Raw genomic sequence first — 14,785 nt, forward strand, 5'->3', positions numbered from 1 at the left:
GCGCCCACGCCGCCCTGGGGGGCTAGGTGTGGGCCGCGACCGGGGAATTCAAGGGTCCGAGCGCGATACGCGCTACTTGGCCACCACCACCATAGCGGGGCGTACCAGTCGGTCGTGCAGTCGATAGCCCTTCTGCATCACCATGACCACAGTGTTGGCTTCGTGCCCCGGGGCCTCCTGCATGCTCATCGCTTGGTGCAGCTCGGGATCGAAGCGCTCACCTGCCGGGTCGATCTCCTGCACGCCGAACTTCTCGAGCACCGCGACCAGCATCTTAAGGGTCAGGTCGACGCCCTCGATGATCTTGGCGGCGCTGCCCTCGGCCTCCGCGCCGGCCTGCAGACCGAGCTCGAGGCTGTCCTTCACCGGCAGCAGCTCCTGCACGAAGCGCTCCAGGGCGTATTTGTGCGCGTTCTCCAGCTCACGCGCGGAGCGCCGGCGCACGTTCTCCAGCTCCGCCTGCACCCGCAGCAGTTGATCCCAATGCTCGTCGGCCTTGGCACGCGCATCGTCCAGCAGCGGTACCAACTCCTCGACCGTGGGCGCCTCGCCCTCGACCTGGGCAGCCTCCTCCGCCGCGGGACGCTCGGCTTCCATCCGTTCTTCAGCCGCCTCCGCGGGCCGCCTCTCGTGGTTCGACATAGGCTCTCCGTAAGCTCGCACTAAAACCGTTCCGCGCCCATTTACCCGGGCGTGCGGATGCTATGGGGGCTCAAGACTCGTGATTCAAGGCCGCGCCCAGCAGTCTGGCCGTCACGTCGACGATGGGGATGACGCGGTTATAGGCCATGCGGGTGGGGCCGATCACCCCCAGCACGCCCACCACCTCGCCGTTCACGCTGTAGGGAGCGGTGACCACGCTGCAGGCCTCGAGCACTTCCCGCCCGGCCTCCTCGCCGATGAAGATCTGCAGGCCGTCCGCCGCAAGCGACTGATCCAACAGGTGCAAAATGTCGCGCTTGCGATTGAAGGCCTCGAACAATTGGCGCAGCGTGTTGATATCCGCCATCTCGGTATAGCTCATCAGGTTCGTTTCGCCCGCCAGCACGAAGTCGTCGCCGCTGGCCTGCTCCTCGGTAAATACCTGACCCGCCACCTCGACGACGGTGCGCATAATGGAGTTCATGCCTTCGCGGCTTTCACCCATCTCGCGGATGAGGTCCTCGCGCACCTGCTGCGGGCGACGTCCGGCGAACGCCGCATTCAAATAGTTGGCCGCCTGCTGCAACTCGCCGGCGGAATAGCTGCGGGTGGTGTGGATGATCTTGTTCTGCACCTCGCGCTCGTTCACCACCAGGATCACTAGCACGCGGTTGGCCGACAGCGGCAGGAACTCCACCTGGCGGAGGGTTACGTGCTCGCGGCGCGGCACCATGACCACGCCGGCCAAGCGCGTCACCCCGGACAACAGCGACGAGGCGGCGTTCAGCAGCCGATCCGTGGGCTCCTCGGAGCCGAGTTGGCTGCGCAGCCGCTTGATCTCCTCGTGGCCGAGCGGCTGGATGGTGAGCAGCGAATCGACGAACAAGCGGTATCCCTGCACCGTCGGCACCCGTCCGGCGGAGGTGTGGGGCGACTTCACCAGGCCCAAGTCATCGAGGTCGGCGAGTACGTTGCGTATCGTCGCCGGACTCAAGTCCAGACCCGCGTCGCGCGCCAGCGTGCGGGAGCCCACGGGCTGCCCGTCGCGGATATAACGCTCCACCAGCGCCTTGAGCAGGTGCTGGGCGCGTTCGCCGATGGCAGCGGTCTCCTTTGCCACGATAGAATCCTGTAAGCTTCTGAGAAGACAGTGAGGAAAAGGCCCGAGCCCCGCTAGCACTCCCCCGCATCGAGTGCTAATGCCAAAGTATCAATGCCCCCCTGTGAAGTCAAGGTGAGCGCCGGTTGGCGGCCCCCGACGGTCATGCTAACTTTGCGCGCAGCCTGGAGGAACGATGCCCACCCACTTCACCACCGTCGGCCTGATCGGCAAGTACGGCGACGCCAGTGTCGGCGAGATGCTGCAGCGCGTGGCGCAGCACCTGCATGCGCGCGGCCTGCGCGTCCTGATCGACGAGAACACCGCCGCATCCGTCAAGGATTGGCCGGCCGAGCTGTGCTCACGCCTGGCCATCGGCGAGCAGGCCGATCTCGCCATCGTGATCGGCGGCGACGGCACACTGTTGAATGCGGCCCGCAGCCTGGCCGACCACGATGTGCCCCTGCTCGGCGTGAATCTCGGCCGTCTGGGGTTTCTGGTGGACGTCTCGCCCCACCGCGTCACCGAGTGCCTGGACGAGGTCCTGGCCGGGCGTTACCAAGAGGAGTCGCGGCTGTTGCTGCACGCCGTCATCGAGCGCGGCGGCGAACCGATCAGCGCGAGCGACGCCCTGAACGACGTGGTGGTGCACAAGTGGGAAGTGGCCCGCATGCTCGAACTGGAGGTCTACATCGAGGACCAGTTCGTGTACACCATGCGCGCCGACGGCCTGATCGTCTCAACCCCGACGGGCTCCACCGCCTATGCCCTCTCGGGCGGCGGGCCCATCCTGCATCCCGCACTGGATGCGTTGGTGCTGGTGCCCATCTGCCCGCATTCGATGAGCAACCGCCCCATCGTGGTGGCGGCCGACAGCCGCATCGAGATCGTGGTGAAGGACGGCAGTCAGGCCCACGCGCAGGTGACCTGCGACGGGCAGATCAACCTCGGCCTGCTGGCCGGCGATCGCGTGAAGGTGGCGAAGAAGTCGCACGCGATCCGCCTACTCCACCCCGCGACCCACAACCATTACGACATCCTGCGCGCCAAGCTGCGCTGGAGCGAGCGGCTATGAGCGCCGCGGTAGAACAAGCGGCTTTGAGGGCCGCGATAAAACAAGCGGCTTTGAGCGCCGCGCAGAAGACGCCACGGGCGACGCCCGCCCCCTGCGAGGCCGCAGCACACGCATGCTGACCCACATCCACATCCGCAACATCGCCATCGTGGACGCCCTGGAGCTGGAGTTCCACCCGGGCATGACCGTGCTGACCGGCGAAACCGGGGCGGGTAAGTCTATCCTGCTCGACGCGCTCGGCCTGGCGCTCGGCGACCGGGCCGATGCCGGTTTGGTGCGCCACGGCGCCGAGCGCGCCGAGGTCAGCGTGGGGTTTCGCGTGGACGCGCTGACGGCGGTGCAGAACTGGCTCGCCGAGCACGAACTGGACGCCGACGCCGAGTGCCTGCTGCGGCGCACCGTCTCCCGCGACGGCCGCTCGCGCGGCTACATCAACGGCCAGCCGGTCACCGTGCAGTTACTGCGCGAGGTCGGCGAGATGCTGGTCGACCTGCACGGCCAGCACGAGCACCAGTCCCTGCTGCGCGCCGAGGTGCAGCGTGAGTTGCTGGACGACTACGCCGAGCACGGCGGCTTGGTCGCCGCGGTAGCACAGGCGGCCGAGGCCGTGCGCGCCGCGGATAGCGCGCTGCAGGAGGCCCGCGCGGCCCGCGCCAGCCGCGATGACCGCCTTGACCTGCTGCGCTTCCAGGTGGCGGAGCTCGAGGCACTGCAGATGGAAGCGAGCGAGCTCGATAGTCTGGAGGAAGAGCACGCGCGGCTTGCCCACGCCAACCGCTTGCTGGAGGCCGCCGAAGGTGCCCTGGCGCGCCTGGAGGACAGCGAGGAGGCGAGCGCCGCGGCCCTGCTCGGGCAGGCACGCCGCGCCCTGGAGGGCGTGCTGGAGTTCGACGCGCGCCTGCGGCCCTGCCTGGAGCTGCTCGACGGCGCCCTGATTCAAGCGCAGGAGGCCGCGGCCGAGCTGCGCCACTACGCCACGGGTGTCGAGTTCGACCCCGCGCGCCTGGCGCAGGTCGAGCAGCGCCTCGGCGCGATTCACGATCTGGCGCGCAAACACCGCGCCGAACCCGCAGCGTTGCCCGCACTCCTCGTGTCGCTGCGCACCGGTTTGGACGCGATCGAGAATGCCGAGGCCCACGAGGAGGTCCTCGCACAGCGCCTCGGCGAGGCCCAGACGCACTATCGCGAGGCCGCCAAACGGCTGAGCGCCAGCCGCGCCCGCGCCGCCAAGCGCATGGGCGCGGCGGTGAGCGAGCACATGCAGGGGCTCGGCATGGCCGGCGGCGTGTTCGCCGTGCGCCTTGATGCCCGCGAGGATGGCGACTACGCCCCGCACGGGGCCGAGCGGGTGGTGTTCGATGTCAGCGCCAACGCGGGCCAGCCGCCGCGCCCCCTCGCCAAGGTGGCCTCCGGCGGCGAGCTGTCGCGTATCAGCTTGGCCATCCAGGTGGTGGCGGCGCACAGCGCACGCATCCCCACCCTGGTGTTCGACGAGGTGGATGTGGGTATCGGCGGCGGCGTGGCGGAGATCGTCGGGCGGCAGCTGCGCGGCCTGGGATCGGGCCGTCAGGTGCTGTGCGTCACCCACCTGCCGCAGGTGGCGGCGCTCGCCCATCACCACCTGCAGGTACGCAAGCAGACCGCGGAAGGCCTCACGCTCACGGCCATCGAGGCGCTGGACGAGGACGCGCGAGTGGAGGAAATCGCGCGCATGCTGGGCGGGGTCGCCATCACCGCGCAGACCCGCGCCCACGCGCGGGAGATGATCGAGCGCGCCGGCGAGCCGCTGCCGGCCTGACGCCGGCGCCATCAAACACGGTGGGGCGCATTAAGCGCAGCGCAATGCGCCAGCGGCGCTGATCGCGGCTGGCGCGCCATGTGCGAGCCGGTGGCGCATGCCCCGCGGCGCAGTGCGCAGACCGTAAAGCGGTTGCGGGGCGTTTATCGCACCCCAGGCGCCGATCCCCGGCGTGTCAGCGGTTGTCGGCCTGGCAGTCGGGGCAGATGCCGTAGATGTACAGGCTGTGGTCGGTCATCGCGTAACCCGCCTTCTCGGCGATGTGACGCTGGCGCGCCTCGATGGTCTCGTCCATGAACTCATCCACCCGGCCGCACTTCACGCACACGATGTGGTCGTGGTGCTCCCCCTGGTTGAGCTCGAACACCGAATGGCCGCCTTCGAAGTGCAGGCGGCTGACCAGCCCCGCCGATTCGAACTGCGTCAGCACGCGGTACACGGTGGCCAGGCCGACCTCCTCGCCCGATTCCAGCAGCGCCTTGTAGATGTCCTCGGCGCTGAGGTGGCGCGTCTCACTGCTCTCCAGCATCTGGAGGATCTTGAGTCGCGGCAGGGTCGCCTTGAGCCCCGCCTTCTTGAGATCTTGAGTCTGCATGTCGCGCCTCGCGGGATGCGGCCGTGGGGAAAGAATTGGTCCCGCCTGTGGGCAGCGCCGATAGCTGCGCGCTCCCCCGATCAGGTATGATGCCAGCGCCTATGTTAACCAACTCCCCGCAGATGCAAAAGCTTCTCATTTATGGCCTGCTCGTCCTGCTGCCGCTGATGGCCGCCTGCACGCCACATCGCCTCGAAGTCCCGCAGGGCAACATCGTGACGGCCGAGATGGTCGAGCAGCTGCGCCCCGGCATGGACGAGCAGCAAGTGCTCTACATCATGGGCAGCCCGCTGTTGGTCGACCCCTTCCGGGGCAGCCGCTGGGATTACCCCTCATATGTCCTCACCCGCGGCGAGCGCCAGAAGCAGGCGCACGTGGTGCTGTACTTCGAGCAGGGGCGCCTGGCGCGCATCGAGGAGCGCATCGCCCCCGAGCGCCCCCCCGAGCGCCCCCCCGAGCACCCATAGCGGCGCGAACGTCAGTCCTTCGCGCTGTCCTCCGGCTCGAGATCGCCCCCGCCCTTCTTCATGCGCTTGCCCTCGGCGGCGCGTTGCGCGCGGACGGCCTTGGGATCGGCGATCAGCGGACGGTAGATCTCCACCCGGTCGCCCGCCCGCACGGGCTTGTCGAGCTTGGTGAGCTTGCCGAAGATGCCGACCTTGTTCTTCTTCAAGTCGATGTCGGGATACTGCTCGAGCACCCCCGAGGCGCGTATCGCCGCCTCCACCGACGCCCCGGCCGGCACCGCGAGGGCGCGCAGGAACTGCTCCTGCGGCAGCGCGTAGGCGACCTCGACCGCGATCTCCTCGACCTCAGCCGCGCTCATTGCCGTACACCTGGTGCGCGCGACGGATGAACACGTCCACCAGGGTGTTCGCGATCTGGCTGAACACCGGCCCGAACACCAGTCCGACCAGCCGGCTGGAGAACTCGAAGCTGATGTCGAAAGAGACCTTACAGCCACTGTCGCCCAGCGGGTCGAAGCGCCAGTAGCCCTCCAGGCGCCGGAACGGCCCCTCCACCAGGCGCATCTCGATCATCTTGTCCTTCTGCGTCCGGTTACGGGTAGTGAACGACTTGCGGATGCCGCTATGCGCGATGCGCAGGGTGGCCCGCACCTCGTCCTCCAGTCGCTCGTGGATCTCGGCGCTCTCGCACCAGGGAATGAAGGCCGGATAGTCCTCGATCCGGTCCACCATGGCGAACATCTGCGCAGGCGTGTACTGCACCAGCGCCGACTTGCTGATCGTCGTCAACTCAAAACCCCTTTCGGACTAGCTGTTCTCCAACAGCCGCTAGGCCGGGCGCGCCAGCAGATCCAGCACACCCACCACATGCAGGAACACGATGCCGACCGCCAGCGGCGTCACATAGCGCACGAAAAAGCGCCAGGCGCGGTAGCCGCGGCCGTCGCCGAGCGCCAGTTCGTCGCGGCTCGCGTCGCGGCCGAGCACCCAGCCCGCGAACACCGCGATGAGCAGACCGCCGAGCGGCAACATGATGTTAGACGTCACGAAGTCGATGATCCCGAACAGATTGCGTTCGCCGATCAGCGGCTCGGACCAGACATTGAACGAGAACACGGTGCCCAGGCCGACGAACCAGCACAAGGTGCCGGTCGCCAGCGCGGCCGTGGAGCGCTTCCACCCCACCGTCTCTACCAGCCAGGCGACCGCGGGTTCCAGCAGCGAAATCGCCGAGGTCCACGCGGCGAACGCCAACAGTATAAAGAACAGCGTGCCAAAGAACGCGCCCCACGGCATCTGGCCGAAGGAGATGGGCAGCGTCAGGAACACCAGCCCCGGCCCTTCCCCGGGCTGCAGCCCGCTGGCGAACACGATCGGGAAGATCGCCATACCGGCCAGCACGGCCACCAGCGTGTCCAGCGCGGCGATGGTGAAGGTGGTGCGGGCGATGGAGGCCCGGCGCGACAGGTACGAGCCGTACACCATGATGGCGCCCATGCCGAGGCTCAAGGTGAAGAAGGCGTGCCCCATGGCTACCAGCACGCCGGTGGCGGTGAGCTCGGCGAAGTTCGGCGAGAACATGAAGCGGATGCCCTGCTGGAAGGCGCCGCTGTTGAGGGCATAGCCGACCAGCACCAGCAAAAGGACCAGCATCACCGGCATCAGCACCTTCACCGCGCTCTCCAGCCCGCTGCGCACGCCGCGCGAGACGATCAGGATGGTCAGCGCCATGAAGGTGGTGTGCCAGGCGATAAGCAGTTGCGGGTCGCCCGTCAGGCTCTCGAACAGCGCTGCCGCCTGCGCGCTGTCGATGCCGGTGAACGCCCCCGTGCCGGCACGGAAGATGTAAGCCAAGGCCCAGCCTGCCACCACGCTGTAGTAGGACAGGATCAATACGCCGGCGAGCACGCCCAGCCAACCGAGGGCCCGCCAGCGCGGGCTGCGACCGGCCTCGGCGGCCAGGCTCTGCATGGTGTTGATCGGGCTCTGACGCCCGCGCCGCCCGAGCAGGATCTCCGCCATCATGGTCGGCACCCCGATCGCCACGATACAAAGCAGGTACACGAGCACGAAGGCGCCGCCGCCGTTCTCCCCCGCGATGTAGGGGAACTTCCAGATGTTGCCGAGGCCCACTGCCGAGCCGGTCGCCGCCAGAATGAACGCCCAGCGGGACGACCACTGACCGTGGATGGAAACGCGCTTTGTCACCTTAGCCCCCGGATTTTTTGGCGCTTATTGTCGGCTATGCTCCATGGCTCCCTCAACACGTCGGAAGCCCCGTCGCATTCGGCCGCTGCGGTATAATCCGCGCATGAGCGCAAAAAAGGCAAAAAAAGGCGACGGTTCCAACACCATCGCCCTGAACCGCAAGGCCCGGCACGACTACCACATCGAGGAACGCTACGAGGCCGGCATCGCGCTCGAAGGGTGGGAGGTCAAGAGCCTGCGCGCCGGACGGCTGCAGCTCGCCGAAAGCTACGTCATCGTCAAGGACGGCGAGGCTTGGTTGCTGGGGGCACTGATCACGCCCCTGCCAACGGCCTCCACGCACATCCACCCGGACCCGACGCGCACGCGCAAGCTGTTGCTGCACAAGGAGGAACTCAGCAAGCTCATCGGCTTGGTGGAGCGGCGCGGCTATACCCTGGTGCCGCTCGCCATGTACTGGAAGCGCGGACGCAGCAAGCTCGAGATCGGTCTCGCCAAGGGCAAGCAGGCGCACGACAAGCGCGCCGCCGAGCGCGACCGGGACTGGGATCGCGCCCAGCAGCGACTGTTGCGCCAGCGCTAGGCAGGACGCCGCCCGCAGCACAAGCTGCCGGTGCCGCGCGCCCTCCTCGCTTCGCGGAGCCTAGCCGGCTCCTAGCACCGGCGAACTCTCCGCTGGCCGGGAACTTGCCGGCGGCGTACACTGTCATAGTCAGCGAGATCGAAACCGGGGGCGACATGGTTTCGACGTGGGTATGAAACTTTAGGTGCATGCCGAGGTGCAGATCACCTCGTAAAACAATCTGCAACCAACATAGTTGCCAACGACGACAACTACGCTCTAGCGGCTTAAGCCCCGCTAGCCCTTGACCGAGGCCGTGCTTGTGCGCTCGGGGTCTGTGTAAGCAGGCCGCTCAAGGGTCGACTCTCACAAGATCGCGACCGAGGCTCGCCTGGGGCCAAAGCGCTAAAACCCAACCGGGATCGCCGTCTGCACGCCCTGCCGGTCGGGCAGCAGCCGGTTAAACACAATAGATCCGGCTAAGCATGTAGATCCGACAGCGTAGGACTCACGGACGCGGGTTCGATTCCCGCCGCCTCCACCAATACTGAAGCCCCAACTGTTATCAGTTGGGGCTTTTTCTTGTCTGTTTGCGCCAGTTCCCGCGTGTTATTGGGGGTTCCTGCGAACGCCTGCGGACTTTGCCAGCCGCCCGAATTGGCCGTTCCCGGCCACATTCCACTCTCTCCTGGCCATTCCTCGCTCCGGCCTCGCTCCCTGGAACTGACCCGAAGTCCGCAAAGGCCGCAACGAGGAGCCATACAGATCCACGGGTTACGCGCGGACAAATCGAGCGGTTGGATTGCAGCATTGGCAGGCGGAGGGAACAGGATCGTCGGGCAAGGAACTGGACATTTGGCCCGGTCGGGAACTTGCGGGCCGGGTTCCAGGGGTTTTCAAGCGGCGGCTCGGTTCAACGCCGCTCCCAAGGCGACCCGCAGCCGATCCACGATGGTGGGCAAGGGTTCAAGAGCAAGCTCGTTCTTCTTGATGAACGCCTGCCACAGAGCCTGCCGCGAGGGATCGTGCGCGAACTCATCCGTCAGGCCGACCGGCAACCCGGCGGGCACCGCCATGCCGCGCCGCTCGAAGGTGGCCTTGATCGCTTGGGCCAGCAGATCGGTGTCCAGGGTTTCGCGATCCAGCAACACGGACAGATCGAGGTAATCCTTCAACCTGCTGTTGGTCATACCCAGCAGCGCGATGGCGTGGAGTTTCTCCGCGACGACGGTGTAAACGGGATAGGTGCGCAAACGAGGCGCTGGCAGGTCGGCCAGCAGCACCGGATAGGTCGCATCGACGGGGCCAGGCGTCACGGCATCTCGGAAGCCGATGTCGATCTGTGTCTTGCAGCGTGCCTTGGCCAGCTCGCCACTGATGAAGATGCGCGCCCCGGCATATCCGGGGTCCTTGCGGATTTCCTCGGCGGCGACCGAGGCCGGGTCGAACACGATGCCGTCGTCTACCGCGACGCTGGCGATGTCGCGGAAGGTCTGAGCCACGGATTTCAGATCGCTCGCGCCGAAGCCAAGCAGGTCGGCGTCGCGCGTGGTCCGGTGCGGCATGTCGTACCAGAGCGTGAACAGCAACGCGCCCTTGAGCAGAAAATGATCCGCGTGCTCGGACTGGCTCAGACGGTAGAGGATTCGCTCCAGCGCGAAACGCACCAACACCTGGTTGAAGTCCACGCCCTGCGCCTTGGCGACGTTGAGCAAGCGGGCGCGCACGGAGGCCGCGACGTTATTCATTCAATGGCCTCCAGGTAGGGGCGCATCACGTTGGCCACGCGGCAGATCTTCGCGTAGCGCCACAGATCGTCCGCCGTTGCCTTGCGCTTGGCGCGCGCGTCCTTCAGCGCCTCCAGGGCCACGTCCAGACCGATCTTGTTGCGGTGCTTGAAGCAGTCCACGACCGTCTTGGCCGCGCCGTACACGCGCAGCGTCACACCGTCGCGCAGGTGCTCCTCGATGCCCGTCGTGTAGACGTCGCCCGTCATCTGAACCATCTTGATCGGCGGGTAGTCAATGCGCGGTACATGGCTGCCGCGCGCCATGGCGATCCAAATCTGACGCGGCAGCTGGGTAGTCAGTTCGTGGAATTGCAGCGCGGTCAGCAGGCAGAACACGGCCTGGGGTACTTTGGTGGCGACGGTCGCGAGACCTTCGTGCTCCGACCCCGGATGACTGGGCAGGCGGTAGAGACCGCGACCGACCTTGTCCAGCAGGCCAGCGGCCGTCAGGCGCGTCAGAACGACCCGGGGTGCGTCGATGGCGTCCAGGTCGCTGGCGCGCAGCAGCCCCTTCTGGCGGGCCAGATCGAGGACGCGCTGGGTGTGGGTGTCGGCAGGCATGGTGGGAGTATGTTCCGTTTATTCGTCGACTGCAATCTTTTTGACGAAGAATAGGCACAAGCCTGTGCCATCTGCGCTGACAGACACCGCTGCGGCGCTTATCGCCCCGAGGTCAGCCTCAACAGATGCCACCTCAAAGCCCAGCCCGCTCCCGCTGCTCATCCCACAGCGCCGGCGGGTCCACCGCCAAGTCGAAAAGCGTGACGTGATTCGGCAGCGTATCGTCCAGGATCGCGGCCACGTTGTACGGCGCCAGCGTGTGAGGTTGACCATCCGACTCACGTAGCTGTTGTCGATCCCCTCCCGCGCGGCGATCCCCTTCAGTGACTTCGCTTCCCCAGACTCCCGCATGGCCAGCCAGCGATGCCCCTTGCCCGCGCCAACTGGAGCGGCGTCGGTGTCACAACCCACCGGGACCGGTTCCGCCGTTCGGCAGCGTGACCAGCTTGCCCCCGCTGCGTCGTTTGATCTGGATCGGCACCGACAGGGTCAGCCGGCCTTCGCTCGTCTGCAGAATGTCCGGCTCGCCGGCTTTCTGGACGCGCATGTCGTTGCGGACTCAATCCCTGGAGTCCGCCGCTTCGCGGCCAGCGCGGGCATCCCCGTCTGAACCGCCCCGCAACCCTACCGTCCCGAACCCGCCCGCGTGGCGGGTTCGTCGTTTCTGGAGACCGCCGATGATCGAAGTCCCCAAACCCGCCGTCGTCGAGAACATGGTCCTGCTGCGTCGCGAGGACTTCGAGGAGCTGCTCGACTGCGCCGCCGAACACGGCGCCGAACGCTGTCTCGCCCACCTCGGCCTCGAGAACGGCCACGCCGCCCGCGACATCCGCGAGCTGCGCGACCTCCTCGACGCTTGGCGCGACGCCCGTCGCACCGCATGGCAAACCTTCGTGAAGGTACTGACCACGGGCCTGCTGGCCGCGCTGCTGGTCGGCGCCGCGATCAAGCTCAAGCTCATGGGAGGCGCGCAATGATCGAGACCCTGCTCGGTGGCCTCCTGGGCGGGGCCTTACGCCTTGCTCCCGAAGCCTGAAGTGGTTCGACCGCAAGGGCGAGCGCGGCCACGAACTCGCGATGCAGGACAATGCGCTGGAGTTCGAGAAGCTGCGGTATCGCGCACGTTCAACGGTCGTTTGGCGCGGGCTGCCGCCCCACCACCAATACAAGGGCTGCCTCGTCAGCCCTTTTCCATTTCCGGGGGAATCAAGAACCCGCGGAGCGGGGTCGAGCAGGCACCGGAAGGTGCCGCAGAACGCCGTCGCTCCGCGACGGCCGTCCCCACAGGCGTGAGGCCGCCGCGCGGCCGATGCAGACATCGCCCCCGTTTCGGCGATACTTGGGAGTGGCCGGTGGGGCAAGCCACCCCCGGCCGTTGGTGGCTGACAATTCCATGGATGGAGGACCGGCAACCATGTTCAGCATGAGGCGCGCGCAGCACGTTATCTTTGCAGCCCTGCTGGCCGCAGCGGGCCAGGTTCTGGGGGAGCCGCTCGCGGCGGGCTCGACCGAGACGTTCAAGGACAACCTCGGAGCGGACGGCTTCGTCGTGCGCGAGGGGACGGCCGGGCGGTTCGACCCGGTGCGGGAGGCCTGCGAGGGCCGGTTTGCGTCCGCGCTGTACCTGAACCAGGCGGCGCCGTACATCACCTTCAACCCACCGCCGCTGGAAGAGCAGGCGCCGGTCTTCTTTCCGGCAGCGGAGTTCCGCCTGCGGCCGGACGAGGCGGTGGTGGTGATCGGCCGCACGCCGCCCGACACCGAGTACTTCAGCTATCAGCCCTACCTGTCGCACACCTTTCGCCCGGAGCACCCGGAGGAGCCACTGCGCGGCCTGAACAGCGTGGGCGACACGATCAACATCAGCACCATAGAGACCGGCGGCGACGAGCCCTTCGAGCGCGAGGTGGTACTGATCTTCACGCCGGACCAGAACACCGAGCAGCGGGTGCGCAGCGCGCTGGAGGCGGCCGGCTATCCGGGTGAGATCATCAACACGCTGGTCATCCCCGACCCCATGGTGACGCTCGGCGTGGACGAGGCCACCGATTCCTTCGTGCTGCTGCATCGCATGAAGCAGTTCACCGACCCGGAGGCCGGCGACGCCTTCCTCAACGAGCCACCCATGGCGGTGTTCCGCGTGACGCCCGAGGAGGCGACGGAGTCCGACCCATTTCCCGTGCCGCGGCTGCGGGTGCGCGGTACGGGCCAGACCGAGTTCGACCTGACCCCCGAGCTCGCCCGCCTGCGCCAAGCGGTGCTGGATGCCAACCCGGGCATGGCGGTCACCGAGTACGAGACCCGGTCGATCGGTTATGAGGGCTTCGATCAGCGGCCCGTCAACGCCTGGGGCGACACGCGCGACACTACCCAGCTGGGTATGGGGTTCCTGCCGGACTTCGACATGCAGCACGCGATGACGTTGGCTGAGGACGAGTACCTGATCGCGTACGGGGTGAACCACGTCGCCACCGGCAAGTCCACCTCGATGAGCATCAACGTCTATGCCAGTGAGACGCTCAAAATGGCGGTCGGGCACGCTTTCGTCGATCAACTGGAGAACAGCGCCCAGACCCTCGCGGGCTTTACCGGACCGTCCGCCGATCAGATGTACGCCTACAAGATCGCCCGCCAGTGCCACGGGGAGCCCTATTGCCTGGAGCTCGCCGCGCCCCCCGACTGTCCCGTGCTGCAACTGGACGACGACACGCAGCTCGGCATCGGGATACGCGCCTATCTGGAGGACGAGACCGCGGTGGGACCGGCGGTGTCGGAGATCCTTTACGATCGGGTGATCAAGTTCTCGCCACGAGACTAGGCGCGCGGTTCACGCCATGGTGGCCAGCGTGCGGCGAAAGCGTGCCAGTGACAGTGCGAACAGGACGGCGCCGATCACCACCAGGCTGAGGAACTGGGGCCACACCACGTCCAGCCCGGCGCCGCGGAACAGGATGCCTTGCGCGAGCGGGACGAAGTGGTTGGTGGGGGCGGCCAGCATGATGACGTCCAGCGGACCGAGCGGGCCCTGCTGGACCGCGAAGCCGCCCGAGATGGCCTGCGCGCGGATGAGCCCGCCGGCGCCGGAGAGGATCTGCATGGGCAGCATGACCATGAACAGCAGCAGCCCGAACTGAGGCATCGAACGGGCAATCGTCGCCAGGAAGATGCCGAGCGACGTGGTGGCGAACAGATGCAGCGCCGCGCCCACCAGAAACAGCGCGACGGAGCCTTCGATCGGCGCCGCGAGCAGACCGCGCACCATCACGTGGAGCGCGGCGGCGGAGCTGACCAGCACCACGAGCGCCATCGCCCACATCTTGCTGGCCATGATCTCGAACGGCGTGACCGGCATGACCAGCAGGTGCTCTACCGTGCCGTGCTCGCGTTCGCGTATCAGCGCGGCGCCGGTGAGCACGATGGCGAGCATGGTGATGCCGCTGATGACCTCCATCACGGCCCCGAACCAGACCTTGTTCAGCTCGGGATTGAAGCGGGCGCGCATGGCCAGCTCCGCCGGCCGTTCCACCTCGCCCCGAAAGCGTCGCACGTAATCGTTTACTTCGCTCAAGACGATCACCTGGATATAGCTGCTGCCGGTAAAGGCCTGCCCCATGCGGGTGGCGTCCACGTTCAGCTGCAAGGTCGGCTCGCGCCCGGCAAGCACGTCGCGCTCGAAACCCGGCGGAATATGCAGTGCAAAGGTATCCAGGCCCGCGTCCATCCGCGCGTCCGCCTCGGCAGGCGTGATCAGCGCGGGGCGCAGGAAGTACGGCGGCAGGAAGGCATCGACGAGGCGCGCCGAGAGTGCCGACTGGTCGTGATCGACGATGGCGATGGGCGCCTTGTGCAGCGTCTCCGGCATCGCGGTCGCCGCGGTGTAGATGTTGACGGTGAAGGCGAAGGCGATCAGCCCCAACAGAATGGGATCGCGCGCGAGGCCACGCAGTTCCTTGATGCCCAGGCGGTAGATGTTACGCGCCGCGCGCACG

15 protein-coding genes, 1 other RNA gene and 1 pseudogene are annotated in these 14,785 nt (G+C 67.0%); 7 read left to right on the forward strand and 10 right to left on the reverse strand.

The features are described from left to right. Positions 1 to 72: 72 nt before the first annotated feature. Together grpE and hrcA are read right to left on the reverse strand one after the other, a co-directional pair. Complete coding sequence (gene grpE / locus HUS23_01545) at positions 73 to 642, reverse strand: nucleotide exchange factor GrpE (GenBank protein ID QKT02597.1); 570 nt, start codon at positions 640 to 642, stop codon at positions 73 to 75. A gap of 70 nt (positions 643 to 712) precedes the next feature. Next, complete coding sequence (hrcA, locus tag HUS23_01550; GenBank protein QKT04924.1) at positions 713 to 1,765, reverse strand: heat-inducible transcriptional repressor HrcA; 1,053 nt, start codon at positions 1,763 to 1,765, stop codon at positions 713 to 715. Between the two features lie 172 nt (positions 1,766 to 1,937). Here hrcA and HUS23_01555 point away from each other — a divergent pair, with 172 nt between their 5' ends. Together HUS23_01555 and recN are read left to right on the forward strand one after the other, a co-directional pair. Continuing rightward, positions 1,938 to 2,816, forward strand: coding sequence for an NAD(+) kinase (locus tag HUS23_01555; GenBank protein ID QKT02598.1), 879 nt, complete (start codon positions 1,938 to 1,940; stop codon positions 2,814 to 2,816). A 112-nt stretch (positions 2,817 to 2,928) separates the two neighbouring features. Further along, positions 2,929 to 4,614 (forward strand): DNA repair protein RecN, encoded by a 1,686-nt coding sequence (gene recN / locus HUS23_01560; GenBank protein QKT02599.1) that lies wholly within the window; start codon positions 2,929 to 2,931, stop codon positions 4,612 to 4,614. A 175-nt stretch (positions 4,615 to 4,789) separates the two neighbouring features. Here recN and fur read toward each other — a convergent pair whose 3' ends face one another. Then, positions 4,790 to 5,209, reverse strand: coding sequence for a ferric iron uptake transcriptional regulator (fur, locus tag HUS23_01565; GenBank protein QKT02600.1), 420 nt, complete (start codon positions 5,207 to 5,209; stop codon positions 4,790 to 4,792). Positions 5,210 to 5,298: 89 nt separating this feature from the next. Between fur and HUS23_01570 the strand changes: the two genes are divergently transcribed. Beyond that, positions 5,299 to 5,676, forward strand: a complete 378-nt coding sequence (locus tag HUS23_01570; GenBank protein ID QKT04925.1) for an outer membrane protein assembly factor BamE — start codon at positions 5,299 to 5,301, stop codon at positions 5,674 to 5,676. Between the two features lie 11 nt (positions 5,677 to 5,687). Here the strand turns inward: HUS23_01570 and HUS23_01575 are convergent, their stop codons facing one another. Genes HUS23_01575 through HUS23_01585 form a run of 3 tightly spaced genes read right to left on the reverse strand, consistent with a single transcriptional unit; the run spans position 5,688 to position 7,884 of the window. Then, a complete protein-coding gene (locus HUS23_01575) occupies positions 5,688 to 6,035 on the reverse strand; it encodes an RnfH family protein (protein QKT02601.1) in 348 nt (115 codons plus the stop codon). Then, a complete protein-coding gene (locus tag HUS23_01580; protein ID QKT02602.1) occupies positions 6,022 to 6,465 on the reverse strand; it encodes a type II toxin-antitoxin system RatA family toxin in 444 nt (147 codons plus the stop codon). The genes HUS23_01575 and HUS23_01580 overlap by 14 nt, the downstream gene beginning before the upstream one ends. A gap of 39 nt (positions 6,466 to 6,504) precedes the next feature. Next, entirely contained in the window at positions 6,505 to 7,884 is a 1,380-nt protein-coding gene (locus tag HUS23_01585; GenBank protein ID QKT02603.1) for a sodium-dependent transporter, read from the reverse strand. 103 nt (positions 7,885 to 7,987) lie between these two features. On the opposite strand from HUS23_01585, the gene smpB reads away from it, so the two are divergent. Next, positions 7,988 to 8,467, forward strand: a complete 480-nt coding sequence (gene smpB / locus HUS23_01590; protein ID QKT02604.1) for an SsrA-binding protein SmpB — start codon at positions 7,988 to 7,990, stop codon at positions 8,465 to 8,467. A 146-nt stretch (positions 8,468 to 8,613) separates the two neighbouring features. Next, positions 8,614 to 8,990: a transfer-messenger RNA gene (gene ssrA / locus HUS23_01595) on the forward strand. Between the two features lie 352 nt (positions 8,991 to 9,342). Here ssrA and HUS23_01600 read toward each other — a convergent pair. The 3 genes and pseudogenes from HUS23_01600 to HUS23_01610 all read right to left on the reverse strand — a co-directional run bounded on the left by HUS23_01600 (position 9,343) and on the right by HUS23_01610 (position 11,343). Further along, on the reverse strand, positions 9,343 to 10,194 hold the full coding sequence (locus HUS23_01600) for a nucleotidyl transferase AbiEii/AbiGii toxin family protein (GenBank protein ID QKT02605.1): 852 nt from the start codon (positions 10,192 to 10,194) through the stop codon (positions 9,343 to 9,345). After that, on the reverse strand, positions 10,191 to 10,796 hold the full coding sequence (locus HUS23_01605; GenBank protein ID QKT02606.1) for a type IV toxin-antitoxin system AbiEi family antitoxin domain-containing protein: 606 nt from the start codon (positions 10,794 to 10,796) through the stop codon (positions 10,191 to 10,193). The genes HUS23_01600 and HUS23_01605 overlap by 4 nt, the downstream gene beginning before the upstream one ends. A 133-nt stretch (positions 10,797 to 10,929) precedes the next feature. Further along, positions 10,930 to 11,343 (reverse strand): annotated as a pseudogene (locus tag HUS23_01610) (LacI family transcriptional regulator). A gap of 130 nt (positions 11,344 to 11,473) precedes the next feature. Here HUS23_01610 and HUS23_01615 point away from each other — a divergent pair. Further along, positions 11,474 to 11,773, forward strand: a complete 300-nt coding sequence (locus HUS23_01615; protein QKT02607.1) for a hypothetical protein — start codon at positions 11,474 to 11,476, stop codon at positions 11,771 to 11,773. Positions 11,774 to 12,210: 437 nt separating this feature from the next. Continuing rightward, positions 12,211 to 13,614, forward strand: coding sequence for a hypothetical protein (locus HUS23_01620; GenBank protein QKT02608.1), 1,404 nt, complete (start codon positions 12,211 to 12,213; stop codon positions 13,612 to 13,614). A 9-nt stretch (positions 13,615 to 13,623) separates the two neighbouring features. On the opposite strand, the gene HUS23_01625 is transcribed toward HUS23_01620, so the two are convergent. Beyond that, positions 13,624 to 14,784 carry an ABC transporter permease gene (locus tag HUS23_01625; GenBank protein ID QKT02609.1) on the reverse strand — a complete coding sequence of 387 codons (1,161 nt, stop codon included), beginning with the start codon at positions 14,782 to 14,784 and terminating at the stop codon, positions 13,624 to 13,626. Position 14,785: the final 1 nt, after the last annotated feature.

The organism is Ectothiorhodospiraceae bacterium 2226 (assembly GCA_013348725.1).
In the GTDB taxonomy this organism is placed as follows: Bacteria; Pseudomonadota; Gammaproteobacteria.